Origin of the sequence: Facklamia sp. P12937, assembly GCF_050409505.1 — a bacterium.
GTDB lineage: Bacteria > Bacillota > Bacilli > Lactobacillales > Aerococcaceae > Facklamia.
Map to the genome: position 1 here is coordinate 23,779 of NZ_JBNUPI010000005.1, position 26,368 is coordinate 50,146.

At 35.9% G+C, this 26,368-nt stretch carries 22 protein-coding genes and 1 pseudogene; 5 read left to right on the forward strand and 18 right to left on the reverse strand.

Going from position 1 to position 26,368, the window contains the following annotated elements:
- Positions 1 to 221 precede the first annotated feature (221 nt).
- The 12 genes from ACQV2R_RS02925 to ACQV2R_RS02980 all read right to left on the reverse strand — a co-directional run bounded on the left by ACQV2R_RS02925 (position 222) and on the right by ACQV2R_RS02980 (position 14,451).
- Entirely contained in the window at positions 222 to 353 is a 132-nt protein-coding gene (locus ACQV2R_RS02925) for a hypothetical protein (RefSeq protein ID WP_428875028.1), read from the reverse strand.
- Between the two features lie 399 nt (positions 354 to 752).
- Positions 753 to 1,685, reverse strand: coding sequence for an NAD(P)H-dependent flavin oxidoreductase (locus ACQV2R_RS02930; protein WP_428882283.1), 933 nt, complete (start codon positions 1,683 to 1,685; stop codon positions 753 to 755).
- A 130-nt stretch (positions 1,686 to 1,815) separates the two neighbouring features.
- Positions 1,816 to 2,664 carry a 3-hydroxybutyryl-CoA dehydrogenase gene (locus ACQV2R_RS02935; protein ID WP_428891801.1) on the reverse strand — a complete coding sequence of 283 codons (849 nt, stop codon included), beginning with the start codon at positions 2,662 to 2,664 and terminating at the stop codon, positions 1,816 to 1,818.
- A 26-nt stretch (positions 2,665 to 2,690) separates the two neighbouring features.
- Positions 2,691 to 3,935, reverse strand: coding sequence for a thiolase family protein (locus ACQV2R_RS02940; protein ID WP_428876121.1), 1,245 nt, complete (start codon positions 3,933 to 3,935; stop codon positions 2,691 to 2,693).
- Positions 3,936 to 3,968: 33 nt separating this feature from the next.
- A complete protein-coding gene (locus tag ACQV2R_RS02945) occupies positions 3,969 to 5,174 on the reverse strand; it encodes an acyl-CoA dehydrogenase family protein (RefSeq protein ID WP_428873520.1) in 1,206 nt (401 codons plus the stop codon).
- Between the two features lie 21 nt (positions 5,175 to 5,195).
- Complete coding sequence (locus ACQV2R_RS02950; RefSeq protein ID WP_428873519.1) at positions 5,196 to 6,500, reverse strand: acetyl-CoA hydrolase/transferase family protein; 1,305 nt, start codon at positions 6,498 to 6,500, stop codon at positions 5,196 to 5,198.
- 15 nt (positions 6,501 to 6,515) lie between these two features.
- Entirely contained in the window at positions 6,516 to 7,298 is a 783-nt protein-coding gene (locus ACQV2R_RS02955) for an enoyl-CoA hydratase/isomerase family protein (RefSeq protein ID WP_428891802.1), read from the reverse strand.
- Between the two features lie 506 nt (positions 7,299 to 7,804).
- Positions 7,805 to 8,710 (reverse strand): LysR family transcriptional regulator, encoded by a 906-nt coding sequence (locus ACQV2R_RS02960; protein WP_428873517.1) that lies wholly within the window; start codon positions 8,708 to 8,710, stop codon positions 7,805 to 7,807.
- 133 nt (positions 8,711 to 8,843) lie between these two features.
- Positions 8,844 to 10,037: a peptidoglycan bridge formation glycyltransferase FemA/FemB family protein gene (locus tag ACQV2R_RS02965; RefSeq protein ID WP_428891803.1), complete on the reverse strand. Its 1,194-nt coding sequence runs from the start codon at positions 10,035 to 10,037 to the stop codon at positions 8,844 to 8,846.
- Between the two features lie 152 nt (positions 10,038 to 10,189).
- On the reverse strand, positions 10,190 to 11,575 hold the full coding sequence (locus ACQV2R_RS02970; RefSeq protein ID WP_428873516.1) for a L,D-transpeptidase family protein: 1,386 nt from the start codon (positions 11,573 to 11,575) through the stop codon (positions 10,190 to 10,192).
- Between the two features lie 103 nt (positions 11,576 to 11,678).
- Entirely contained in the window at positions 11,679 to 12,914 is a 1,236-nt protein-coding gene (locus ACQV2R_RS02975; RefSeq protein ID WP_428873515.1) for a lipid II:glycine glycyltransferase FemX, read from the reverse strand.
- A 301-nt stretch (positions 12,915 to 13,215) separates the two neighbouring features.
- On the reverse strand, positions 13,216 to 14,451 hold the full coding sequence (locus tag ACQV2R_RS02980) for a lipid II:glycine glycyltransferase FemX (RefSeq protein ID WP_428873514.1): 1,236 nt from the start codon (positions 14,449 to 14,451) through the stop codon (positions 13,216 to 13,218).
- Positions 14,452 to 14,640: 189 nt separating this feature from the next.
- Between ACQV2R_RS02980 and ACQV2R_RS02985 the strand changes: the two genes are divergently transcribed.
- On the forward strand, positions 14,641 to 15,978 hold the full coding sequence (locus ACQV2R_RS02985) for an MATE family efflux transporter (RefSeq protein ID WP_428876111.1): 1,338 nt from the start codon (positions 14,641 to 14,643) through the stop codon (positions 15,976 to 15,978).
- Between the two features lie 210 nt (positions 15,979 to 16,188).
- On the opposite strand, the gene mgtE is transcribed toward ACQV2R_RS02985, so the two are convergent.
- From mgtE to ACQV2R_RS03010, 5 genes and pseudogenes are all read right to left on the reverse strand, one after another.
- Entirely contained in the window at positions 16,189 to 17,511 is a 1,323-nt protein-coding gene (gene mgtE, locus ACQV2R_RS02990) for a magnesium transporter (protein ID WP_428873512.1), read from the reverse strand.
- A gap of 263 nt (positions 17,512 to 17,774) precedes the next feature.
- The gene (gene arsB / locus ACQV2R_RS02995) at positions 17,775 to 18,827 is read right to left on the reverse strand and encodes an ACR3 family arsenite efflux transporter (RefSeq protein WP_428873511.1); all 1,053 of its coding nucleotides are present in this window, start codon (positions 18,825 to 18,827) and stop codon (positions 17,775 to 17,777) included.
- Between the two features lie 10 nt (positions 18,828 to 18,837).
- The gene (locus tag ACQV2R_RS03000; protein ID WP_428873510.1) at positions 18,838 to 19,236 is read right to left on the reverse strand and encodes an arsenate reductase ArsC; all 399 of its coding nucleotides are present in this window, start codon (positions 19,234 to 19,236) and stop codon (positions 18,838 to 18,840) included.
- Between the two features lie 28 nt (positions 19,237 to 19,264).
- Positions 19,265 to 19,519 (reverse strand): annotated as a pseudogene (locus ACQV2R_RS03005) (ArsR/SmtB family transcription factor); the annotation flags it as partial.
- A 132-nt stretch (positions 19,520 to 19,651) separates the two neighbouring features.
- Positions 19,652 to 20,950, reverse strand: coding sequence for an alpha-amylase family glycosyl hydrolase (locus tag ACQV2R_RS03010; RefSeq protein WP_428891804.1), 1,299 nt, complete (start codon positions 20,948 to 20,950; stop codon positions 19,652 to 19,654).
- A gap of 109 nt (positions 20,951 to 21,059) precedes the next feature.
- On the opposite strand from ACQV2R_RS03010, the gene ACQV2R_RS03015 reads away from it, so the two are divergent.
- From ACQV2R_RS03015 to ACQV2R_RS03030, 4 genes are all read left to right on the forward strand, one after another.
- Positions 21,060 to 22,331 carry an ABC transporter substrate-binding protein gene (locus tag ACQV2R_RS03015; protein ID WP_428891805.1) on the forward strand — a complete coding sequence of 424 codons (1,272 nt, stop codon included), beginning with the start codon at positions 21,060 to 21,062 and terminating at the stop codon, positions 22,329 to 22,331.
- Between the two features lie 74 nt (positions 22,332 to 22,405).
- Complete coding sequence (locus tag ACQV2R_RS03020; RefSeq protein WP_428873506.1) at positions 22,406 to 23,332, forward strand: carbohydrate ABC transporter permease; 927 nt, start codon at positions 22,406 to 22,408, stop codon at positions 23,330 to 23,332.
- On the forward strand, positions 23,332 to 24,204 hold the full coding sequence (locus tag ACQV2R_RS03025) for a carbohydrate ABC transporter permease (RefSeq protein ID WP_428873504.1): 873 nt from the start codon (positions 23,332 to 23,334) through the stop codon (positions 24,202 to 24,204). Before ACQV2R_RS03020 ends, ACQV2R_RS03025 begins: the two co-directional genes overlap by 1 nt.
- A 211-nt stretch (positions 24,205 to 24,415) precedes the next feature.
- Positions 24,416 to 25,300 carry a LysR family transcriptional regulator gene (locus ACQV2R_RS03030; protein ID WP_428873502.1) on the forward strand — a complete coding sequence of 295 codons (885 nt, stop codon included), beginning with the start codon at positions 24,416 to 24,418 and terminating at the stop codon, positions 25,298 to 25,300.
- Here ACQV2R_RS03030 and buk read toward each other — a convergent pair.
- Positions 25,297 to 26,367, reverse strand: coding sequence for a butyrate kinase (gene buk, locus ACQV2R_RS03035; RefSeq protein ID WP_428873500.1), 1,071 nt, complete (start codon positions 26,365 to 26,367; stop codon positions 25,297 to 25,299). The two genes, ACQV2R_RS03030 and buk, sit on opposite strands and share 4 nt — an antisense overlap.
- Position 26,368 lies beyond the last annotated feature (1 nt).

Below are 26,368 nucleotides of genomic sequence, written 5' to 3' on the forward strand. Positions count from 1 at the left end.
TTTGTTTAAAGTGAATAGGCATACATAAATTCATCCCGATATCTAAAGCCCTCTTTGGTTGGTAATTTAATACGTGTCTCATTGATAAGCTCGAAATGGAGGTAATCATAAAAACGGTAATTGCAATCCGTATCGGTGATTAAATAAACATTTTCCAAGTCCTGTTCTTTAAAATAATCAAAGACTTCGGTAATTAATTGTCTATAGGCTTGACGTTCACTTTAGAAGACGCGAGTCACTCGTTCGACTTCATCCGGTTGCGCTTGGTTGGATAAGGTGATCAATTTGTCAATAAAGTCTAACTGGAACATTCTAAAAGTCGAATCTGCTTCTTTCATTAAACAAAGAGTCATACCAACAATTTCTCCACCAAGAACGGCAACGCATCCTAATGAGCTGTTCTATAGTGCTTTGTTAAGGGAAATAGCAGATGCTGCCTTTTCAAATTTCTTCGCTTTATAAACCCCTTCGAACCATGCCTCATGGACTAAATCCACTAATTAAGTCATAGCGTCTTCTCTAATTTGTTTAATTTCTAAAGTCATAACCCCTTCCATACTTTTGTTGTGATACTAGTATTCTTATTAACTTAAATTCTTAACTTAAACACTCTAGCGGTCCTGTCAAAGAATGCTGATATTAATCGTTTTTAATCTGTTTTCATTAAAGATATCTACTCAACTATTGTTATTTTTAAAACTCTTAAAAAGCTACTAGAAGTCTCGAGATTTTTAGTAGCTTAATATAAATGTTTATTGATTGATTAGCTTTAAGCGTGCTTGGCGGTATTCTTCCATTAATTTTTGAATAATCGCATCAACACTCTGGCTCTCAGTAATTAAGCCAATTGATTGACCACACATAAGGGATCCTTCCTCGACATCATCTTCATAAACTGCACGCCGCATAGCACCTTCTGCTAATTTCATTAGGTCTTCATCTGAAGCTCCTTCATATTCTAAACGAATATATTTTTCAGTCATTTTATTCGGTAACACACGAACAGGATGTCCTAGACGACGTCCAGTAACCACCGTGGTTGTTTCGTCGGCTTGTAGGACTAAGTTCCTGAATCCTTCTTTGATAGGGCTTTCTTTGGAACTTAGAAAGAGAGAACCTATCTGAACTCCACTAGCCCCTAAGGCTTCCACAGCTAACATACCCGCACCATCAAAAATACCACCGGCTGCCACAATAGGTACATCAACTGAACGAATCACTTGGCGAACTAGAGGCAGGGTTGAAACTTGTCCGATATGACCTCCTGCTTCTTGTCCTTCTGCTATAATTGCATCAACACCTAGCGCTTCCATTTTTTTAGCGATTTTAACATTAGGTATAACTGGCAGTACTTTCACATTAGCTTGATGCAAAGCTGATATAAAATTCTTAGGAGTTCCTGCACCAGTGGTAACCACCGGTACTCCTTCTTCAATAATTACTTCAACCAATTCCTCGATATTCTTCATTTGCAACATTAAGTTAACCGCAAAGGGCTTACGAGTCATTTTTTTAACTTCTTGAATCTGTCTTCTTAACTCATCAGCTGACATACCACCAGATGCTATCACACCTAAGCCTCCTGCTTCAGAGACCGCTCCTACTAATTGATAGCGCGACACATTGGCCATTGCTCCTTGAATAATGGGGTATTCAATCCCCAATAATTGGCAAATTCTATCCATATTTCCACCTCCATAATTATGGCTCTCCCCTTGTGACTAGTTAGATAAAAGTAACTAGAGCCGACAAAATGAGGGGGTCAAATTGTTAGCTCTAGTTTAACAGAAGTAAACTTTTTAGTTATAGCAATTCCTAATAGTCATAAAAGCCTTTGCCAGATTTTTGACCATAATATCCCGCTTCAACCATTCGTTTAAGCAATGGTGCCGGACGGTATTTAGGATCATTGAATCCGTTATAAAGAACGGTCATCACTGATAATAAAGTATCCAAACCAATTAAATCACATAATTGAAGTGGGCCCATAGGATGACCTGCTCCTAATTTCATCCCTGTATCAATGGACTCTTTGCTGGCAATTCCTTCACCCAATACAAAGATGGCCTCATTAAGCATTGGAACTAAGATTCGGTTAACTGCAAATCCTGGTGAGTCATCTGCGATAATCATGGTCTTATTAAAGGCATCGATCACTTCTTGAACGGTTTGAACCGTCTCTTCGCTGCTTTGTAAAGCTGTCACAATTTCAACCAATTTCATAACTGGTACTGGATTAAAGAAGTGCATACCAACTACTTTATCCGGCTTATTAGTTACTGAAGCAATATCTGTTAGTGACAGAGAAGAAGTATTAGTGGCTAAAATAGCTTCCTCAGGTGTGATTTTATCTAACTCTTTAAAAATCTCCAATTTAATTTGACGATTTTCAGTGGCTGCTTCAATCACTAGTTGAACATCTTTAGCATCATCATAAGAAAGAGACTTATGGATTCTTCCTTTAATACTTTCGACTTCTTCAGCCGTCATTCTTTCTTTTTCAACATTTCTTTGCAAGTTTTTATGAATCTTTTCTAATCCGCGATCAATAAATTCTTCTTTAATATCATTTAAGTAAACTTCATAACCAGCCTGGGCAAGGACTTGGGCAATACCATTGCCCATAATACCTGATCCAATGACCATTGTTTTTTGAATTTTCATTTAATCTTCTCCTAATCTCTTTAGACTTAGTCCTTGTAATAGCCGTTTTCTAATAAGATAGATATTCCCATTCCACCGCCGATACAAGCTGATGCAATCGCATAGCGTGCTTCTGGACGGTTCTTGAACTCATAACAAATACTTGTAATCATTCGCGCGCCTGTACATCCTAATGGGTGTCCTAATGCAACAGCCCCTCCGTTTGGATTTAAGCGTTCATATAGCTCTGTTTCAGGGCCATTACCCAATTCTTTCAAGCAGGCTAGAGTTTGGGCTGCAAAAGCTTCGTTAATCTCAAGAATATCGATATCTTCTAAAGTAAAATCATTACGCTCCAAAATTTCTTTAATCGAATTAACTGGTCCTAACCCCATTAAATCTGGCTCACAGCCAGTAACAGAATAATCCATTACTTTAGCCATGATTTCTAAGTTATTAGCCGCGGCATTTTCTTTAGTCGTAAAAATTTCGAAAGCTGCCCCATCATTTAGTCCAGAAGAGTTTCCGGCTGTGACGCTTCCACCCTTAACAAAGGCTGGTCTTAGCTTAGCTAATTTTTCCATACTAGTATCCGGACGTGGGTGACTATCTTTATCAATCACAGTCACATTTCCCTTACGATCAGTTATTTCAACTGGCACAATTTCTTGAGCGAGGCGTCCTGATTCCATGGCTTTTTTGGCCTTGGCTTGACTGTTTAAAGCAAATTCATCTTGCTCTTCACGCGAAATCTTATACATCTTTGCTAAAGTTTCTGCTGTTTGTCCCATATGAATCAAGTCTGGGTACCCATCACCGACTGACCCTGTATGAATCATAGTATTCGCATCAATTAATCGCTGATCACCAGTTTTAAATCCTTGGAAACGCACTTCTTCTGGTAAGAAATAAGGTGCTCTAGATAGGGACTCTGCTCCCCCTGCCGCCACATATTTCTTTTCAGAAGCTTGTAAAAGCTGTACAGCTGAAACAGCTGATTGGATACCAGAACCACACAAACGGTTGACTGTATAACCAGTAGATTCAATCGGTAAACCTGCATTAATGCCGACTACACGACCAATATTACTTGAAGTAGGTGAACCAACCACATGGCCACAGATAACTTCTTCAATTTCTTCTAGGCTGACACCTGCTCTTTTAGCTGCTTCTTTTAAAGCAGTTGTTCCCAAGTCTTGAACACGAACCGTTTTTAAATCGCCCAAGAAGGCTCCTACAGGTGTTCTGGCTGCCCCAACAATAACTACTTCATCTAAATTTTTCTTCATAATTCGCTCCTTATCTCTTGCTTCAGCTTGGTATTTCTAAACAAAGGCCCCTTTACCTGTTAAGTGACGACCGATAATTAATGAGTTGACTTCGTGGGTTCCTTCATAAGAATACGCTGCTTCAGCATCCACGAAGAAGCGTGCCACATCGTGTTCAACAATAATACCGTTACCACCTAATAGCTCACGTCCTAGGGCTACTGTTTCACGCAGACGGTAAGCGTTATTCATTTTAGCGAGTGAAGATTGAACTTCTGCATACTTACCTTTTTCTTGTAGAACAGCTAAACGGTGAGATAGTCCTAATGAAGTCACACAGTTTGCTTGCATTCTGGCTAGTTTTTCTTGAACTAGTTGGAATTCAGAAATTTTCTTACCGAATTGCTCACGCTCTTTAACGTATTTCAAGGTATTAGCTAAAGCTCCAGCATGTAAACCTGTTGCTAAGTGAGCCACATCTGCACGAGTAGTGTATAAGATCTTAGCGACATCTTTAAAGCCATTAATATTTTCTAAACGCGCTTCAGCGTCCACTTCAACATTATTTAATTTAATATGTCCATTTTGGACCATTCTTAAGGCAATCTTTCCATCAATCTTATCGACTGTTAAGCCTTTAGTTCCGCCTGCTACCATGAAACATTTAATCTTGCCATCTTCAACGTCGCGTGCAAAAATTGGTAAAACATCGGCAGTTGCTGCCCCGCCAATCCATTTCTTCTCACCGTTTAAGACCCATTTATTACCTTGTTTCTCAGCAGTTGTTGATAGACCACCGGCAATATCTGATCCGTGAAGAGGTTCAGTTAAACCGAAACATGAATGCCATTCATAAGAGGCCAATTTAGGTGCATAGTAATTAACTTGTTCTTCAGATCCTCCGATTAAAACAGTTGAGTAAGCAAGTCCTCCGTGGACGATAGTAAATGCACCAATTGAAGAATCCATACGGTTTAATTCATAAAGACGGAAAAGATTAAAAATTTCTGAAGTTTTACGTTTATTTTCCCGTCCCTCGAAAAGAGTTGGATGAGTCATCAAACCTAAATCAGTAATTTTCTTAAAAGCTTCCATCGGGAAAAGCTCTTTCTTCCAGTGCTCATCAATAACTGGATAAAGTTCTTTTTCAAGTACTTCACGCAGCTTCATTAGAAAGTTTACTTCATTTTCTGAAAGATCATGCGAGTAACCATAGATATCTTCTGGATATAAATACTGTAATTTTTCAATCTTTGTAGTCATTTTTAAATCAATCCTTTTCTTTTATTTTAATTTTTTATTTTCTAAATAACCAAGCTTGATGGCTTCTTCTCTTAAACCATCACGGAACTTCGGATGCGCCACTTCAATTAAAGCTTGTACTCTTTCTTGAATACTCTTACCTTTAAGGTGGGCTACCCCATATTCTGTAACAACAATTTCAATATCATTTTTTGAGGTTGAAACAGGTGAACCACTATGTAAATGTGGAACAATTCGAGAAATGGTATCATCTTTAGCTGTCGAATATAGACAAACAATTCCCACACCATTGGCAGCAATTCTTGCCCCCACAGCAAAGTCTGATTGACCACCGGTACCAGAATAGTAGAAATCTTCTAATTGTTCAGAGTTACATTGACCCAAGAAGTCAATTTCTAAAGTTGTATTGACTGAGACCAGGTTTTCAATTTTTGCAAGTTCAACAATATTGTTTATGAAGTTAACCGGAAGAATTTCGACATCCTCATTATTATCAATAAAATCATACAAGCGACGATTTCCTAAAGCTAGAGTTGTTGAGAAACGGTGTTTACCGACCGGTTTCTCTTCATTAGTAATAACTTTATTGTTATAAAGATCTACTATTGATGATGGCAACATTTCGGTATGAATCCCTAAGTTTTTCTTATGGCTTAAAGCATTCATAACAGCATTTGGAATTGTTCCAAAGCCGATTTGAATAGTTGAACCGTCCTCAATAATGTCCCCAACATACTCACCAATTTTGCGGTCCTTATCTGATAATTCGATATCCGGTAATTCTACAACATCTTCAGAAGATTCTACAAAAGCAGTTACTTCTGAGATATGAATTCTCATCCCCTCTCCATGTGTATGCGGCATATTTTCATTTACTTCAAGAAACACTTTTTTTGCAAACTCAACCGTGCACGGTGTATAAGCAGCTGTTAAGCCAAATGAAAAGTATCCATCTTCATCCATTGGTGAAGCTTGACTAATCATTACAGGTTCTGGTTCTCTTTGTTTAATAATGGCGGGTATTTCTGAGAAATGAGAAGGAATTAAATCGACATCTGTATTTCTCATAGCCTTACGATCCAAGCCTGATAAGAAAAAAGTAAACTGTTTTAATTGATCTTTAGCTAGATTAACTACCGGTGACATTGATAACATCCGATACAATCGATTCCCTTTAAGTTGCTTAGCATTGTTTAAAGCTTGGGTAATCAATAATGGCTCACTTCCAGCCGCTGCTAGAACGATCCCTTCACCCGGTTCAATCATTGCGACTAACTCTTCAACTGAACGACGTTTTTCATCATAGATCGCTTGATATTGACTCATACTATTCCTCCTAACTTATTTGGCTTTAAAATTAGCTTTTCGCTTTTCAACAAAGGCATTCATACCCTCGATACGATCTTGACTATTAAATAATCCAATCACAATTTCATTTTCTAATAAGAGTCCTTCTTGTAAGCTTGATTGGGAACCTCGATTAATAGCCAGTTTGGCTTTTTTTAAAGCAAGTGGGGCTTGCTGCATTAGTTTGTCAGCTAATTTATCAGCTTCTTCTAATAAGTCTGCTGAAGGAACTAAATAGTCAATCAAACCTAATCGATAAGCTTCTTTACCATCTATCAATTCTCCAGTGAAAACTAATCGTTTTGTAGCACCTAAGCCGATTAAACGGACAGCTCTTTGAGTGCCTCCATAGCCTGGCATAATTCCTAAGCCGACTTCAGGAAAACCGATTGTATTTTCAGAACTTCCTATTCTTAAGTCACAAGTTAAAGCGAGTTCCAAACCACCACCTAAGGCATAACCATTAATAGCCCCAATCATTATTTGCTTAAGGCCTGCTAAGCGATTCATTGTATAATTTCCATATTCAATGAATTTCTTAGCCACTTGGTCATCCATCTTCATCATTTCTTTAATATCTCCACCGGCCATAAAGGCTTTACCTTCACCCGTCAAGATAATTACTCGAATACTCTCGTCCTGCTCCATTGCATTCATAAAGGTATTTAGGTCATCCAACATTGCTAAATTAATAGCATTCAGGCTCTTGGGTTGATTGAGGACAAGCTTGGCTATGCCTTTATCAACCGTATAACTTAAAGTCTTTAACTGAGTCATTATTCTCTCCTTCAATCAAAATCACAAAGTAAAACTTGTTAGATAAAAATAATTCACAAACTCAAAATTGACTTTGATCGATCAAATTTAAATACTTACTCCATAAATTATGCAACACAAAATTTGATAAGCGCTTACAAATTGAGTATATGCAATCATTTAGAGACTTGCAACTTAGAAAAAGAAATCGATTCCATTACATTTACTAATCAGGTAGTATTTTAATTGTGAGTTCTCCCACTATTTTTCACAAATCCAACAGTTTTTTTATAAAAATTTTTCACAAAGAGGTCATAAGTGCGATAGCTTTTGATTTAATATGAATTCGTATTAAATTTTATCTATTAAATACTTTGTGTAATCGCCAACTATTTAAATAAAGTTTTGCCTAATTTTTTTCAAAGCAGTTTTGTTAAATTTAAAAAATTATTTAAAAAAAGAGTGGACAGCACAAAAAAAAAGCATATTTCTAAAATTTAGAAATATGCTTGAAAGATATTTGACTCTTACCCACTAATTACTTGCTGGTCTATATAGTTTTTAATCCAGTCATAAAGTAAGTTATGGCTGGTCGGGTAAGCTTCATATTTTTTTCTTGATAAATAGATATTAAAAGGTAAATCCTTTTTGAATTCGCGATAAATTATTTGATCCGAATTCATTAAATGATAAGTAGATAGAGGAAGAATCGTAATTATTTCATTCCCTTTTACAAGATCAATAAGGTATTCCCAAGAAGAGGAGTGAACGAAAATTTCAGGTTTCATCTGTCTTTGAGCAAATTGATCCATTACCAAACGATTAGTAGAAAATGATTCATTAAAAATGGCAATAGGCATTTGGTTCACTTCATCCCAGGTCACTTTTTTCTTCTTAGCTAAAGGATTGTTAGGATCCATAAAGACAACAAATTTATCGTGAATCAGAACCTGGTCTTGAAATTCCCCTGTCCGTCGAATGGGATCCATCAGAATAGCCAGATCCACATCGCCTTCATCTAACCTTTCATATAAGAACTGACAACCGCCCTCAATAATTTCTAGGTTTACATCCGGATAAGTTTTTCGTAAATCTAAGACGACATTAGTTAGTCTAGTTCTCAATACAATAGAAGGTAGACCGATGCGTACCACATTATTAAGCTTGCGCGACTCATTGTGAATGGTCGTCATCATTCGATCATGAAGACCAATCATTTCTAAAGCATACTTATAATACTTATGACCAATCGGCGTCAGTCCTACCAAGCGACCTCTTTCGCGATAAAAAAGGTCTAAATTATGAGCTTCTTCAAATGAAGAAATTATTTGACTAAGTGCAGATTGGCTAACAAAAAGGTGCTTAGCTGCTCTAGTCATATTGCAATCTGACTGAACAATTTCAACGAAATACTTTAGTTGTCTAATATCCATTCTTTTACCTTTCTCCAGATTCTAATTATTTCTCTTCAATTATATCAGATATTCAATATTCTAAAAGGAAAACGCTTTATTTTCTGCACAAAAACCTCCTGTTTATTGCAGATGGTTTTTATCCCATTTTGCATTATTTTTTTGGAATTAAGCCAAATACTATTCTTTTTAAAGAGTGAGTCAATTTATAATAAAGTGGGAACGGACGATAGAAGAAAACGCCCGTTTTTTCAAGAATAAAACCATTGAAATTTTGTTTAAAACGCATAACGCCATCACTTCCATCAAATTCCCCCTCAATTCCATAAAAATTATAATAAGGAATCCCTTTTTTAATTGTTCGCATCATGGCTTCATATTGTAATAGAAATGGAGCTGAAAACTTTTGATAAGATTCTAGCGATCCCCCCAGAAAATAAGTTGCTTCTTGATCTAAATAAACTATTAACATATTTGCTAAAGGAATAATTTCTTTTTTCTCTTCATCTTGAATGGCTTGAACCATTTCTATATCTTTCTCTAATGACTTGATTCGGTCTTGATCTTGAACTTTTTTGGGGTTTAATTCATTGATTTGTCTTTTTAGTTTTTCAATGGCTTTAGGAAGATTGATCTCAGCTACTAAAAACTCAACTTGATCCTTAAAGTTTTTATACATTGCTTGATAATAATCTAGTGATTTATCTCCAAAGTCCTGTCTTTGAACGGTTTCCCTAGTTATTCTGCAGAAATCTTCCATTTCTTCATAGTCCATTGTTCGTATCGAAAGACCAAACTGCTTAGCCTTTTTAATCTTTCTTTGACTATTTTTATTAAAAGATTTTAAAAGCAATTTTTCATCTTCTGATGTAAAAGCACTTAAATCTTTTAAATATTGGAAAGTCGGCATTCCTTGCATATTGTAGACATTTGACTTTTCTCTAGTATAACCTAATTCATCAAAATAGCTTGGTATTGCTTCTAAATCCTTAATGGTTGTTGCTTCACTATTATAGAGATGATCCTTGTGATTAGGTTGAATAATCACCTCCGTGATTTTCATGCGTTTGGCATATAACTTTAGATGCTGGTAGAAAAGTGATTCATACTGTTCTTCTGCTGCAAAAGTCCCTGCCATTAATTCCATTCTTTTACCGGCGAAGACCTTTTGGCTATAAGCCAATCCCACAGCTTTTATAACTCCTGCATTTTCTAAAGCTAAACGTTTTTCCTGAAAACCGCGAGCAACTAAAACTTTAGCCATTTGAGCTGTTTGTAAAAAAGAAAAGCCACTTTTATTAGCTAAAAAATGTGCAAGTTCATCATAAGAAATTTCAATAATCTTCATGGCTACCTCCAAGGTATTTAAGAATGTCAGTGTTTATACTCGCCTATTTTTAAGTTTTTAACCTGCCGCAGTTTCTTCAAAATAAAAAACAAGCATCAGCATATGTGATTGTTCACATATGCTGATGCTTGTATTTAAAAAAATTGCATAAATTAGAAAACAATGACAGGCGTACCAACTTCTAAAGCGTTATAAACTTGTTGCATAACTGCTGGTGGAGTATTGATACATCCCATTGATCCATTAGAACGATAGATATCTCCACCATAGGCCGGTCTACTAGCAGTATCATGAATACCTTGACCAACAGTATCAAACGGCATCCAATAATCCACATGTACTTTATAGTCTTTTTCGTTTACCCAGTCATATCCTTCTAAATACCGATCTCTTTCCTTGCTCCAAATTGCATAAGCGCCTGGAACTGTTTCAGCCCCATCTTTTCCTGAAACAATCGGTGTTTGTGTGAAAAGTTGACCATTAATATAGATAAACATTGTTTGGTTAGCTAAGTCTACTTCAACATAAGTTGAACCAATATCATCGCCACCACTTCCATAACCGCTTCCTACTACTACTGGATCGCGACGTACGTCCTCGCCTTTTTGCAAATCTTCTACAATTTGACTCGCTTCAGCTTGTCGATCAATTGACCATCCTAAAGTACCAGGTTGTACTGTAACTTGACCTCGTAAAGTAGAATTAAAGGAACGAGGATTTAAGTAAGATGAATACTTATCATTGTATGTTTTTAAGAATTCCATAATCATATTTTCATCGAAAACGATTTGATTGTTTTCATCAAAATGCAGCCACTTTTCAATTTCTTTCTTAGGAATGACTTCTTCGTTGCCATCAATCTCTAAAGTTATCTCTGTATCTACAACATCTTGAATTTGTTCCAAAAATTCTTCAATTTTGCTATCTTGACTGGTCATTGTAGGCTTTTTGTAATATTGATTTAATTCTACGTTAGAATTACCCGCTTGAATCTGAGCCATCATACCATTTTTTAAAGCTTCCTCATCAATCTGAGTTCCCTGTTTTTCTTCAACAACATGGTAGCCTTCTGCTTCTGAATAGTCGATAAAGGCATCTTGTGAAGCGGAACGCTTATTATTATCTAAGCCTTGGGCCTCTAATTTATCCTGTAATACTTGGTAATCGATCTGTATGTCAGTTAAAGAGGTGTCTTCAAAACTTTGACCTTTAAAGTAATAATTTAACCAAGCATTTGGATTTTGATTATTATAAAGCTCTTCCAATTTAGCAGATTGGTCAATTTGAGGCTGTAAATCCTTCATTTTAATACTTGCTACTGACCGATCATTTTCAAAAAATTCAATTTGTTGATCTAGTACATATTTTTCTATTTTTTCCTCTGCTTGAGGGAGTGTCAAGTTACTTACATCAATTTGTCCCACTTTAGTATTTGCTTGAAAACGATTAGAATAATAGCCGATTCCACCTGCATATACTAAACCAAAGATTAGGCTTACTATCATTATTGTTACCAGTGAGCGTTTTAAAAATTTCACAAAATTACCTCCCTTTCGAGATTCTAGTATATCATGTATTTATGAATATTCTAGTAATAATCTATTACAATTTGTCAGTTATCGTTCTTTACGACTATTATTTTCAATTCTTTTGCCAATTAAAGTAAATTTGGCGCAACTTAAATAATTGACGATATAAGATTGAAATAAAATGCGATAATTCATAATCAAACTCACCAATTCGAGCACTTTTAACGGCACCCCAACGTTTCTTAAAATTATACAGTCCAGGTGCATCATCTTCATGCTTATCTTCTAAGCCAGAAATTGCTCCCAAGTCAAATGAATGGCATCCCCGCTTTTTCGCTTGACGCATCATTTCCCAAACCATAAAGTCATTCGGTAGTAATTCACGTAGTTGATTAGATGAGGCACCATATAAATAATAGCCTTTCCCACCTGATTGAACGAAAATGGCTCCTGATAAGTAATAGCCGGCTGGATTTTCTTGAGCAATTTGCTCAAGAGTTTTTTTCTGATGAGCAGATTTTTCAATCGCTTCTTCTAAATGTTTGATTTGTTGTTCAAATTCTGGAGTTGGTTTTTTCTTTTTGAGACTTTTCAATTCTTTTTGACGATTCTTATCATTAGCATCTAATCCTTCTATGGCTGCTTTTGGATCTAACCTCACTAAGTAAAATTGTGCTTCTCCTTTTGGATTCATTTCATTATAAATTTGCTCGAAATAACTTATATCTCGAATCCAGAACTTCCCTCTTGCACCTGTTTCTTTCATAAGATTGTAAAAAATAGCCATTTTACTTATAGGCGCCTCTTCTAGAATAAAGCCATATTTATTAGCTCTTCGAATATTAGTACGAGTCAATCCTTGAAATGAATCCAGTATTTCTTTTTCACTTTTATTCAAATCTGTAATCATATGGAAACGGGGCTGAATCGCCTCTTTAAAACCAAAGGTAAACCCTTGATGATTAAATCCATAGCTTTCAATCTGTTCTAATAAATGAGGGGTGGACTCTTCTAGAACTGGATCAATTTTGATTAAAAAAGCATTATGTTGTTTTGCATCTTCTTTAACCACTTCTAGAAGGGCTTTAACTGATTCGTTATCGAACCAATCGACCACGAATCCCCTAGACACATAACAAATAGAACGTTTGATAATAGGAATTTCTTTATATAATAAGGATGCAACTCCTGTCACTCGGTCTTCATGGCCCACACTAACTCTCGACCACTTCCAACCTAAAGATTGTTTTATTTTGGCCCAAGAAGACAATTGACACATATCGCCATTGGGGTGGTCTTTTACAAATTGATCATGTTCAGTATCACTAATTATAATATTTCGAATCATTGTGGAACTCCTTCTCCATCTTTCTTTGATATTATAGCATAGGTGAAAAATCTTCCAATTGATCCGCTCTCACATTCTAATTAAATGAAATTAAGTGAATCTTAGAAATAAAAATATAAGTTGGGCTATTATATATTACTAGCCATAAAATAATAAGGAAGAATTTAATTCAATATTTCTACTTCAAGTGTTCGAATAGTATTTTAAATATAATCTTAATTTCATATGTAACTCACTTAAAATTTGAACCCCTAGAAGTAGCTTGCTAATATCCATTTTAACTTTCGTTAAAATAAAGCCGTTACCGATTTCTAAGCTGAATCAATCGCGCTCTTAAAGAAAAGGCAAAGCGATATAATTTAGTAAGTATTGGCGAAAGTACGTAATCAAACTCACCGATTCGAGCTCTTTTATTAGCTCCCCATCGCTTTTTAAATTCAAACAAACCAGGTGCGTCATCCTCTGGATGCCCCTCCATACCCGACACCCCTCCAAAATCATACGATAAACACCCCTGTTCTTGAGCATAACGCATCATTTCCCATTGCATGAAGTAATTAGGTAATAAATCACGGAATTGGTTAGAAGATGCACCATATAAATAATAGGCCTTGCGTCCACATTGAACGTAGATTGCTCCTGATAAATAGATGGTTTCTTCACTTTCGTTTTCTGCCTGCTTTAAGGATTCTATTAAATCGTAAGTATTTGCAATCGACTGTTCGATTTGCTCTAACTGTTGCAGAATTCCTTCACTGATTTCTTTCTTCGACAAATTCTTCTGTTCTTTTTGGCGGTTTTTAACATCTTGTTCGAGCCCTTTGATTGCTTGGTCTGGATTCAATTTTACTAAAAAGAGCTTGGCTTCATGAGGAGGATTCATTTCTTGATAAATGCGTTTAAAATATGAAAGATCACGAATTAAAAAGCCATCTCGATCACCAGTAACTTTCATGATGTCATAGAAAATAGACATCTTACTCTCAGGAGCATCTTCTAAATCAAAGCCATACTTATTGGCTTTTCTGACATTAGTTCGCGTTCGACCTTGAAAAGATTTTAAGAGTTCTTTTTCATTCTTATTAATATCAGTTACCATATGAAAGCGCGGTTGAGCCGCCTCTTTAAAGCCAAAAGTGAACCCTTGATGCTTAAAGCCAAAGGATTCAATTTGTTCTAATAGACCAGCTGTTGATTCTTCTATATCAGGATCTATTTTTATTAGAAAAGCGCGGTGTTTTTTAGCATCTTCTTTTACCGCTTCTAACAATGCTTTGACCGATTCATCATCGAACCAATCGACCACGAATCCCCTTGAAACATAACAGATAGACCGTTTGATCAATGGGATTTCTTTATATAATAAGGAAGCGGCGCCTGTCACTTGGGCATCAGTTCCCACACTAACTCTTGACCACTTCCAACCAAAAGCTTGTTTTACTTTTCCCCAAGAGGATAGTTGGCACATATCGCCATTAGAATGTTCTTTTACAAATTGATCATGTTCTTTGTCACTAATTTTAATATTTTGAATCATTGTGGCACTCCTTCTCCGTCCATTCTCAAACATTATAGCATAAGTAGCTATTCTACTGATATTAATTCAAACCTATTCAAACTCCGTTGGTAGAAACAAAGGGGGCAATTTTCTGGTAATATAGACAGCAAAGTTATAGGATTGTAGTTGAATACTTTTTTTACAAAGTTAAATAAAGGATGATTTAAAATGAACAAAAAATATTATTTAACAGCCTTAAAAATGGCTTGGCCTTCGGTCTTGGAGTCTTTTTTTATTGCCTTAGCGGGGATGATAGATACCATGATGGTAGGAAGTTTAGGAAGCTATGCCATTGCAGCCGTTGGTTTAACCACTCAACCAAAATTTATTGCCTTAGCAATTTTTATTTCGATTAATATAGCCGTTTCGTCTTTAGTTGCTAGACGTCGAGGTCAAAAAGATAAAATGGGTGCTAATAGCGTTTTTCTTACCGCCATGATTCTAACTCTTATATTATGTTTACTTTTTAGTTTGATCACTGTTTTCTTTGCCAGTGATATTATCCACTTAGCAGGTAGTCAACCAGATACTCACCCTTCTGCAGTTCTTTATTATCAAATTATTATGGGTGGCATGGTCTTTAACTTAATTGCTATGACGATCAATGCCGCTCAAAGAGGAAGTGGTAATACCAAAATAGCTTTTGTCACTAACCTGACTTCTTCTGTCTTGAACGTCTTCTTTAACTACCTATTAATTGGTGGTAAGTTTGGCTTCCCGGCTTTAGGTATTAAAGGAGCGGCTATTGCGACTGTACTCGGTTCAGTCGTAGCAATGTTTATGAGTGTACGCTCATTATTTAAACCTCATAGTTTGATTCAAGTTAGGTATCTCTTGAAAAACAAAGTTCATTTTGATTTCAATGTTGCTAAAACGATTGGGAAGCTCTCATCATCTATGTATATCGAAAACTTAGCGATGCGGATTGGTTTCTTAGCCACTGCATTAACTGCTGCTAGCTTAGGAACAAACACTTTCGCAATCCATAATGCTGGTATGAATATTTTGGGTTTAGGATTTTCTTTTGCGGATGGAATGCAGGTAGCGGCTGTTGCTCTTGCAGGTAAGGCCTTAGGTGAAGAAAAACCTAAAGTAGCGATTGAATTTGGTCAAATTTGCCAACGAATAGGACTTGTTATTTCTATAATACTCTCAGCCTTTTTATTCTTCTTCGGACGCGATTTAATGGGTATTTACTTCAGGGACCCTCAGTTGATTGACCAATCTATTATTGTTATTCAATTCACTATGGTCATTGTTCTATTACAGATCTCACAAATCATTTATGCAGGTTGTCTTAGATCAGGTGGTGATGTTAAATATACCTTATTCGTAGGAATTATTTCAGCATCCATTATTCGTACCGCAGTTACTCTTATTTTGGTCAATATTTTTAAGCTCGGACTCGCTGGCATTTGGATCGGTGTACTATCTGATCAATTTTCACGCTTTCTTCTTATGCGCCACCGATTTAAGGCAGGAAAATGGACTCAAATTCGTATTTAATATAAAAACCATCTTGTTGTTTTTAGAACTGACCCCAAATAGTGAGACCAACATAAAAACACCTACGGATAAAATCCATAGGTGCATAAAATTTACTTTTTTACCTATCTACTTAACAAGGAGCCGTTCAGAATTCGTGTGAAAGGTGTTTTTATTCTGTCCCATTTATGGGGTGCAGTGTCTTTTAGCAACAAGATGGTTTTCACTGGATTAAATATTCAATAAACGACTAGCTACTTCAAAATATACTAGTAAGGATGCAGTATCAACAATCGTCGTAATTAAAGGACCTGCCATAACAGTAGGGTCGATCTTTAATTTGTCTGCCAAAATTGGTAATAAACCACCGATTACTTTGGATAACATGACGGTCATTAATAAAGTGATCGATACGACCAGATTCACTTGGAATGAAACAGAATCTAAAATTAAAATTCTTAACATATTGACCACAACCAAGGCAAGTCCAACAATAAAACCTATCCTAAGTTCTTTTAGTAAAATTTTCACAAAAGAAACACCTTGTAATTCTCCTAAATATAGGGCTCTTATAATAGTAGTCGAGGACTGACTTCCTGCATTCCCCCCACTATCCATTAACATCGGTATATACATGGCTAAAGCTACGTTGGTAGCTAAAGTCACTTCATAGCGTTGAATTATAAAACCCGTGACAGATGCAGTAATTAAACAAATGATTAACCAGGTAATTCGACTGCGGGCTATCGACAAATCAGATTGTTTTAAATAATGCGTTTCTTCCACGTCATTGATCCCGTGAATGTTTCCGAAGTCTTCATGGTACTCTTCTGCTAAGATATCAATGGCCCATTCAACAGGAACAGTACCTACTAAACGATTTTCTGAATCGACAACCGGTATTTCTGACAAGTCATATTTTTGAGCCAATTTAGCTACCACTTCTTGATCATCTTTAGCTGATACTGTGCGTGTTAAGCCCTTTAATAAGTCAGATACTTCAGCTTGAGGATAACGAATTAAATCACCCAAATGAATAAATCCTAACAAGCGTAGCGATCCATCTGTAATCCAGATTTGTTCTAATTTATTGGCATCTAGGTCTGATTGGAGTACCAGATTATATATTTCTTTAAGGGTCAAGCGTTCTTTTGCAGCTAAAAAGTTAACGGTCATCACTGATCCGACGCTTTCTTCTGGATAACCCAACAATTGATTAATAATTGGTCGCCGATCTTCGGTGACAAAGTATTGCATGATTTTTTTTACCATATTGGCTGGTAATTCTTGCAAAGTGTCAACTAGTTCATTTTCATCAAGTTCTTTGATCAATTCACCAGTATCTTCATCAGATAGAATCTCAATGATTTCCATTTTCTTTTCTTTACTCAGCTCGGCAAAAGTATCCGCTAATAGATCTTTACTCAACAATTTAATCCTTAAAGCAATTTCATAGGCCGTTAAGTTATCAAATTGTTCAGCAATATCAATTGGGTCCATGCGATTGATTTTTTCTTGTAAATGATTAATTTGATCGATTTGGTATTTCTTCATTTGTTTCCCTCCTAAATGAAAATTCTTTCATTTATATGTGATTTTACAAATCACTGTCATTTTTATAGTTAAACAATTAAAGAACACCCACTAAAAGCAAGGCGAGTAAGCGATGCTGATAGTGAATGTCTTTTTTTATAATTCTTGTTACTCCAGACTCGAACATCTTCTCCAGCATCCATCTTACTCACCCCTTGAAATTATTTATATTCATTATATCATAGCAATTTATTTAATCGAATGCTAGCTGAAAAAGCAATCTATTAAATGGATTGCTCTTCTTTTCTAAAACAATGTTGCTTACTATTAGCAAAGCGAACTAACATTAACATAACAGGCACCTCTACTAAGACACCGACAACAGTCGTTAAAGTAGCTCCAGAAGAAAGTCCAAAAAGTGAAATAGCTACCGCTACCGCTAATTCAAAAAAGTTAGAAGCACCAATCATGCCGCAAGGTGCTGCTATTGAGTATGGCAGGTTGACTTTATATGCTATAGCAAAAGTAATTCCAAAGATTAGTAAAGTTTGAATAATCAAAGGAATAGAAATCAATAGAATATTAAGCGGCTGATTCATAATATGGTTACCTTGGAAAGAGAAAATAATAATCAAAGTCAATAATAGGCCTAAAGAAGTGTAACGATCAAAAGATGGAATAAAGGTATTCTCTAAGTAATCATTGCCTTTATTTGAGATAATAATGCGACGTGTAACCATACTCATTAAAAGCGGAATAACAATAAAAAGTACAATAGATAATAATAGCGTCTCCCAAGGAATAGCAATATTCCCCATCTTTAATAAGAAACTAACAATTGGCACATAAGCTACTAAAAGGATCAAATCATTGGTTGCCACTTGAACCAAAGTATAAGCACTGTTTCCTCGAGTCAATTTCGACCAAACAAAGACCATAGCAGTACATGGAGCTGCTCCTAAGAGAACGGCACCCGCTACATATTCAGAAGCTAATTCAGCTGATAAGAAACGACCATAGATAATATTAAAGAATAAATAAGCGATAAAATACATGGTAAGTGGTTTGATCACCCAGTTGACCATCCAAGTAATATATAAGCCCTTAGGATTTTTTCCAATATTCTTAACACTATTAAAATCTATTTTCAACATCATAGGGTAAATCATAATCCATAGGAGAATAGTTGTAGGAATGGAAACATTATAGAATTCAAATTGCCCGAGAAAGACTGGTATTTGAGGAATGAATTTTCCAATTAACACACCCATCATCATACAAACCAACACCCATAAGGTTAAGTTTTTTTCAAACGATTTCATTTCAACTTGATTCATAAAAAACCTCCTATAATTGACTAATTTCGGCAACTAATTCTTTGACTTTTTGATCAATCGAAGCAATCACTTCTTTAAATGCTTCATCTGATTTACCACTGGGATCTTCTAAGCCCCAATCCTCTTTGCGATCATTAAAAGGAAGAAACGGACAATTCACATTACAGCCCATAGTGATCAAATAGTCGATTTCAGCTAGTTCAGTGATTAATTTAGGCTGCTGGTTAGCTTCCATATCTATCTGGTAGATATCTTTCATTAAACGCACAGCCTCTTGATTAATTTGATCTTTTTCTTCCGTTCCAGCTGAATATGCCTCAATTACACCTTGACCATAACGTTTGGCAAGCGCTTCTGCTATTTGGCTTCGACATGAGTTATGAACACAGACAAATGCTACTTTTTTCATTTTACAACTCCTTTAAATAGCTAACTGCTTAAAACTTGTTGATTTCTCTATCAGTAGGCTTAGTTAAAACATTGAGATTTGACATAAAGCGATTTCGCCCTTGATTAGAAATACGATCGTAAACCCATTTCCCTTCCTGACGCTCTTTAACAATGCCTGATCCAACTATTTTTTTCATGTGGTAAGACAATCCCGATGGAGAATGGTCAAGTTGCTCAAGTAATACACAAGCACACTGTTCCCCCTTCTTCAAAAGCTGCAAAATAACTAAACGATTCTCATCACTTAACGCTTTGTCTTAATCAACCATCACCTTTAAATCTTCCATTTTATCACCTCACATCAAATCTTATTGATGTTTCAGCATATAACAAATGTACCCTTATACCAATTTGTTTTGATATGAGGCTTGGCTTTAATCTTCTTTATAAGTGAGGTATTGAGGTCTATCGGATAAGGCTATTTCTCCATCATTAACTTTTATCCATCTATCCTCTAATAGATGACGATATGCTCCATCAGCAAGTGGTATTTTAATCGAACCATGTTTTTCTTTATTCAAAGCAAAGATCCCCATCAAACATTCTTCATGGTTTTGATACTTAACCCAAACAGCTTCTAAGTCATCATCGCCACCCACTTCAAAACTTCCTTCACAAGGAATATACTCCTTTTTAATTTGGATTAAGTCCGCTAAATACTCTGAAAAAGTCGACTCATTAGACCAGTCGATTGGATCTTTTTCAAAAAGATTAGGTAAATGATTAGCTTGAATCTCTTGTCCATTATAGATTAAATGCGCACCACGTAAAAAGAGGTTAAAGGCTGTTATTTGTTCTAACGAGTGCTTATCCTTAATTCTTGCTGCAATACGTTTTTGATCATGATTTTCTAAAAAACGTAATTTAGTGAAGTTGGCAGGATAAATCCAATTTTGTCGATTTAAACTAGTAAGGTAAGCAGATAAAGGTTGATTTTCTTCTAAATAAGCAACCCAATCATTAAAAATATCATAATCATAGGTCAAATCAAAAGCTTGATAGACTTCGGAGTCTGACAGTCCGGTCATAGCTTGTTTTCTTGTTTCGAGAATAAATGAAGGCTCAACGCTCTCTGCTAACCACACTAAGTCAGGATTAACTTCTTTAACTGCTTCACGAGCAGCCAACCAAAAATCTAAAGGAATTAAAGAAGCTACATCACAGCGAAAACCATCAACGATTTTGGCATAGTCCATTAAAGTCTCAATTTGATAATCCCATAAGTCAAAATTGTCATTATAATCCAAATCGATAATATCTGTCCAATCACCAATCTGATTACTAAAACTGCCGTCTGGTTTTTGATAAAACCATTGAGATTTTTGATTGCTTAAAAGACTGTCTGGAGAGGTATGATTATAAACGATATCAATCATCACTTTCATACCCGCTTGATGAATTTGATCCACTAAATGAATAAAATCCTCGCGACTACCTAACTCTGAGTGAATGCCGCGATAGTCTTTTATGGCATAGGGTGATCCTTTTGTGCCCTTTCGTTTAATCTTTCCGATCGGATAATGAGGCAAAAACCAAATCATATCAACCCCTAACTTTTTTAAACGTGGAATTTCAGCTTCCACCTCTTTAAAACTACCTTCTTTTGAAAAGTTACGGGTAAATATACTGTAAATTACCAGCTTCCTTAACTCTAATGCACTTTCTTTAGCCATCCTAGTCCTCCTGTTTGTAACTTTTTTTTTAATTTTGCAAACGATTGCAAACCTTTATTCTTAAAGCTATAATTATTATAACAAAAGTTAAAATTATAGGAGGAATACCATGACAATTCTATCAAAAATTTCTAAGGCTAGCTTGATTTTAGCGGCTAGTTCTCTCATATCTCTGCCGAGCGCTTCAGCTGCGTCTGACAGTCCTGATGCTTTTACGCTCTATTCTAACAAAAGTGAAACTCAAGAGGCTTTAACTAACTATGCTAAAACATGGGGTGAGGCTAATGGAGTGGATGTTACAGTTAAAGTCTGTTCTGGTTCCTGTACTCTAGGTGACCAATTGAAATCAGATTTCACAGCGGGTGACGGTCCTGATGTCTTTGTTATTGAAGGGCAAGGAGGCTACGATATCTGGGCTGATTTCCTCACTCCTCTTGAAGGTGATTGGATTGATCAAACTGAATTTGAATTTAAACAAGGTGATGAAGTCTATGGTTTCCCTGTTTCAGTTGAAGGCTATGGTTTAGCTTATAATGCAGACCTTTTAGAAAAAGCAGGCATTGATCCAGCTAGTTTAGATTCTTTTGAAGCAGTCAAATCTGCTTTTGAAGATTTAGAAAATCGTAAAGAAGAATTAGGACTGACTTCAGTTGTAGCAAATGCTACTAAAGAAGGCGAAACATGGATTATGGGTAATCATGACTTCAACGCTTATCTTGGATCCGGTTTAGAAAATGGTGACCGTACTGTTACAGAAATGACCCTTAAAGGTGAAGTCGATGAAGACCGTATGGCAAACTATGCGGATTGGGTAGAGCTTCTCTTCCAACATACTGACAAGCAAATGTTAACAGTAGGTACACAAGAAGACATGGATATTGCTTTTGCTACAGGGCAAGCAGCTTTCCTTCATCAAGGAAACTGGAAAGATCCCAACTTAGCAGAATTAGAGGCTGATTTCAAAATGGGCTTCATTCCTTATCAAACACTAGGAACTGATGCAAATGCTGATGGTCTCTTTATTGGTGCTCCATCATATTATGTTGTGAATAAAGAATCTGGCGCAATGGAATCTATCAATAAATTCTTCCAAGACATGGTGGATACTCCTGAAGGTCAAGACTATATTGTAAACCAAGCCAATATGATCTCACCTTTCTCAACCACTGAAGAAACACCACAAGCGCCAATGTCTGCATTCTTAGCACAATGGATTGTTGATGAAAAGCCAGTTTACTCCTTTGATTCGACTTATTTTATGCCTGATGGTTTCGGTATGAATAACCTAGGCCCTATCTATGGTCAATTTGCTCAAGGTAACATTGACAAAGATGAATTCATTCAACTAATGTCTGAAGAAATTTCACAACTTTCAGAATAAAAGGTTAATTTAGCAGTGTTCTTAAAGGGACTAGAGGGTTTCTTCTAGTTCCTTCATTTATAAGGAGGGTTCTTATGGCATCTGCCTCTCATAAAAAATCTCGTAGTAAACGGCAGCGTCGCAATTTTATTTTTTTAGTGGCCCCTGCTTTTATTGCACTTACTTTAGTGATTTTCATTCCCTTCGTGATGGGCATTTATTATTCATTTACGAATTGGGGCGGGATTATTAAGCCTGTTGCAGATTTTATTGGTTTAGGTAATTATAAAGAAAGTTTTGCCGATTCTCGTTTTCGTTATTCTCTGATGGTTACCTTTATTTTTGCTTTTTTTAATATAATTATTATTAATTTAGTCGCTTTTACTTTAGCTATGATTGTTTCTAGTCAAGTTAAAGGTAGAGATATTTATCGTGCGGGCTTCTTTGTTCCTAATCTAATTGGTGGAATTGTCTTGGGTTATATTTGGCAATTTATCTATAATAATGTTTTTCCTCAAGTTGGAGAATTGTTGGCTTTCGATTGGCTGGTTGAAAATCTCTTCTTAGGTTCTCCGCGTCTAGCTGTTTCTGCCTTGGTTTTAACTTCAACTTGGCAATATGCCGGTTATATTATGATGATTTATTACGCGGGCTTGCAAAACGTTCCTCGTTCATTGTATGAATCTGCTTCCTTAGATGGAGCCAATTGGTGGGGAAAGCTACGCCACATTACTTTACCAATGATTATGCCATCATTTACTGTTTCTTTATTTTTAACCATTAATAATTCCTTTAAAATATTCGATGTCAATTACTCCTTGACGGGTGGTGGCCCTTCTATGATGTGGAATAGTGAAGCCATCAAGTCTACTGAGTTTATCACTATGAATATTTATAATACTGCTTCTGTTGAAAATAATTTAGCTTATGGTCAAGCTCGAGCAGTAATTCTTTTTGTTATTCTAGTCATTATTAGTCTTAGTCAGACTTATATTACAAAACGTCAGGAGGTCGAAATGTAATGTCAATTATCAAATGGAAAAAGTTTTTCTTGGAGTTGTTCGCCCTCTTAGTTTTTGTCTTATTTATCAGCCCCTTACTGTTAATATTTATTAACTCAGCCAAATCCTCTCGCGAAATATTAGTCAATCCACTCTCACTGCCTGAAAATTGGGGACAAATATGGGAAAACTTCCTTACTATTTGGAACAACCCCTCTATTGATTATCCTAGTTCTTTTTTATCATCAGTAATTATTACTGTCACTTCCTTGGCTCTAATTAGTCTGGTCAGTTCATTAGCTGCTTGGGGATTAGTGAGATACAAATCAAAAACTTCTTCACTCATTTTTTATATGTTTGTGGCTTCAATGGTTATCCCTTTCCAAGTCGTCATGTATCCACTGATTACTTGGTTTAGAATCCTATCCATGAATGTAACTGAACCCCTAATGAATTTCTCACTCTTGAGATCTTATCCTGGGATAATCTTGGCCTACATTGGCTTTGGAATGGGCATGTCTGTCTTTATGTTTCATGGTTTTTTAAAGGGTGTCCCACTTGAGATTGAAGAAGCTGCCGAAATAGATGGTGCTAACAAACTACAAACTTTCTTTTATGTAGTCATGCCCATTATGAAACCAATCTATGTTACGATTATTATTTTAAATGGCATTTGGATCTGGAATGATTTCTTACTGCCGATGCAATTGTTAGGTGTCGGTAATGACATTCAAACATTACCGATTGCTATTTCAAACTTTGCCGGTTCCTACACTAAACAGTGGGATATGATTTTATCTTCATCCTTAATGATTATGATTCCAATCATTATTGTTTTCCTCTTTGCTCAAAAACAAATCCTTAAAGGCATGGTTGATGGAGCAATTAAATAAAACAAACTAAATAGAGATCCTGCCAGACAAATCAAAGAAGGATCTCTATTTTTATTAGCTTTTGAGGAAACTATAACAATATTCAAGCTCTCATAAAATCAATCATAATGCAAAAAACAAAACAATCTATTAAACAAAAATTAGCTTTATTAGTAGAAATAGCCGTCATTTGATATAATGAATTTAAAAAATCTAAAAGGAGGTGTCTATCTTGGATATACGTCAGATTAAATATTTTATTGCTGTAGCAGAAACAAAAAACATTTCTCACGCTGCTAAAAGTCTTTTTATTACTCAACCTACACTTTCCCAAGCAATTAAAAAAATTGAACTGGAACTAGATACACAACTTTTTACTTATTCAGAAAAAGAAATGACGCTTACTCATACCGGTAAAATTCTTTATGACAGGGGGAAAAACTTGACCGAAGCTTTCGATGAACTAGTTCTTGAAATTCAAGGCTATAATCATAATCCAGCTGAAATAATGAAAGTCGGATTAACTTCTCTCTTTGCCATTCAATTCATGCCTCAAATATCAAAATTTATTGCTACCCATTCCAACTTGGAATTGGTCCTAGTTCAAGATGGGTCTCGTCATCTTCAACAATTGCTTGCTGAGGGTACAATTGACATTGGCCTCGTTTCTTTTCCTAAGATTGAAGAAGGCATTCATATTGAACCTTTAAACACGACCACTCAAGGATATAAGGTCAGTGTTGTTCTACCTAAAAGCAACCCACTCTCTAGTCGTGCTTCGCTTGAATTTAAAGATTTAAGAGACGAAAATTTCTGTAATCTAACTGATAATTTTATGCTAGGTGAAATGTTACCTAAACGCTGTCGCAAGGTTGGGTTCGATCCAAATATTGTTCTAGTCAACAATGATTGGGAAGTGCTTACTCATAGCTTAAAAAGCTTAAACTCAATCTGCATTTTACCGAGTGAGTTTAAGCCTTTAAGCAAATTAGAAGAACTCGCTTGGGTTCCCTTGGAAGATCGCAATAACTATTATCCGATTGGTATTGCTTTGCGAAATAATTATACATTGACACCAGCGATGAATGAATTTATATCCATCATAAAATCAAATTAACCCATTTCTGCTAAACGATGTGCGGTCTCTTCCTGATTTAAGACGCGGTTACCACCTTTTGCTAAGGCAATCATTTCAAATTCTCCTGGGAATGGAATAAACGGACCAATAAATGCTGTTCTTTTCTTGACTTCATTTCTTAAAAATTCCGAATGAGCCATTCCACCTGTCATTGAAACGGCATCAACTGGACCGCCTATCGTAGCTGCCAAACAAGCGATTGTTTTCGCAATCCCTAAAGCCATAGCTTCAAGTACTAACTTAGCTTCTTCATCTCCATCAACAGCTCGTTGCTCGATCAATCTTAAATCCTTTGTTTGAAAATAAGAGTATAAGCCTGCTTCGTTTCTAGCAAATTTATAAAACGCATCGACTCCCCTTTCTTTGATTAGAGGGATTAAATTTTTAATAGCAATTCCACCAGAGCGTTCTGCTGAGAACATTACCTCATCGTCTGAAATAAAATCAACAATTTCACCACCTTGATGAGCACTAGCTGAACAGCCTCCTCCCATATGAACCACTATAATTTTAGCCTCTTGATAACTTTTCCCCATATCACTCGCTACTCGTCTAGCAACCGCCCGCATATTCAAATGATGTCCAATACTTTTACGACTCACTCCTTTTATGCCAGTCAGTCTAGCTACGTCTGACATTGAGTCGACTGTAATTGGATCATATATATATGCGTTGGTACCCGGTTTCCCAAAGTGATTGATTACGGCTTGTGCTAATTTGGCACCTAGGTTTGAAGCATGTTCAATAACTGGATGGAATTCTAGACGATCTAATAGCTCGTTATCAACTAGAATAGCCCCTGACTTCACTGGACCAATGCCCCCTCCACGGCCTACGGCAGTGTCAAGGTCTTTGGTTAAATGATGCTCTTCTAATAATGATAAAACATCTTGGGAACGCATTTCAAACTGATCAAAAACATGTGGAAAATGACTGATTTCCTCATTAGTATAGAGAATTTCATCTTTCCAGATTTCTTGATCGTTTTCAAAATAAGCTATCTTAGTTGATGTAGCTCCCGGATTAATGACAATAATTTTGTTCATT

Excerpts from the sequence above, each read along its gene's own strand:
- ACQV2R_RS02935 (WP_428891801.1), bottom strand. The coding sequence starts at position 2,664 with ATGAAAATTCAAAAAACAATGGTCATTGGATCAGGTATTATGGGCAAT.
- ACQV2R_RS02950 (WP_428873519.1), bottom strand. The coding sequence starts at position 6,500 with ATGAGTCAATATCAAGCGATCTATGATGAAAAACGTCGTTCAGTTGAA.
- ACQV2R_RS02985 (WP_428876111.1), top strand. The coding sequence starts at position 14,641 with ATGAACAAAAAATATTATTTAACAGCCTTAAAAATGGCTTGGCCTTCG.
- ACQV2R_RS02960 (WP_428873517.1), bottom strand. The coding sequence starts at position 8,710 with ATGGATATTAGACAACTAAAGTATTTCGTTGAAATTGTTCAGTCAGAT.
- ACQV2R_RS02965 (WP_428891803.1), bottom strand. The coding sequence starts at position 10,037 with ATGAAGATTATTGAAATTTCTTATGATGAACTTGCACATTTTTTAGCT.
- ACQV2R_RS02980 (WP_428873514.1), bottom strand. The coding sequence starts at position 14,451 with ATGATTCAAAATATTAAAATTAGTGACAAAGAACATGATCAATTTGTA.
- ACQV2R_RS02955 (WP_428891802.1), bottom strand. The coding sequence starts at position 7,298 with ATGACTCAGTTAAAGACTTTAAGTTATACGGTTGATAAAGGCATAGCC.
- ACQV2R_RS02925 (WP_428875028.1), bottom strand. The coding sequence starts at position 353 with ATGACTCTTTGTTTAATGAAAGAAGCAGATTCGACTTTTAGAATGTTC.
- ACQV2R_RS02930 (WP_428882283.1), bottom strand. The coding sequence starts at position 1,685 with ATGGATAGAATTTGCCAATTATTGGGGATTGAATACCCCATTATTCAA.
- ACQV2R_RS03010 (WP_428891804.1), bottom strand. The coding sequence starts at position 20,950 with ATGGCTAAAGAAAGTGCATTAGAGTTAAGGAAGCTGGTAATTTACAGT.
- arsB (WP_428873511.1), bottom strand. The coding sequence starts at position 18,827 with ATGAATCAAGTTGAAATGAAATCGTTTGAAAAAAACTTAACCTTATGG.
- ACQV2R_RS03015 (WP_428891805.1), top strand. The coding sequence starts at position 21,060 with ATGACAATTCTATCAAAAATTTCTAAGGCTAGCTTGATTTTAGCGGCT.
- mgtE (WP_428873512.1), bottom strand. The coding sequence starts at position 17,511 with ATGAAGAAATACCAAATCGATCAAATTAATCATTTACAAGAAAAAATC.
- ACQV2R_RS03020 (WP_428873506.1), top strand. The coding sequence starts at position 22,406 with ATGGCATCTGCCTCTCATAAAAAATCTCGTAGTAAACGGCAGCGTCGC.
- ACQV2R_RS02945 (WP_428873520.1), bottom strand. The coding sequence starts at position 5,174 with ATGACTACAAAGATTGAAAAATTACAGTATTTATATCCAGAAGATATC.
- ACQV2R_RS03025 (WP_428873504.1), top strand. The coding sequence starts at position 23,332 with ATGTCAATTATCAAATGGAAAAAGTTTTTCTTGGAGTTGTTCGCCCTC.
- ACQV2R_RS02975 (WP_428873515.1), bottom strand. The coding sequence starts at position 12,914 with ATGATTCGAAATATTATAATTAGTGATACTGAACATGATCAATTTGTA.
- buk (WP_428873500.1), bottom strand. The coding sequence starts at position 26,367 with ATGAACAAAATTATTGTCATTAATCCGGGAGCTACATCAACTAAGATA.
- ACQV2R_RS03000 (WP_428873510.1), bottom strand. The coding sequence starts at position 19,236 with ATGAAAAAAGTAGCATTTGTCTGTGTTCATAACTCATGTCGAAGCCAA.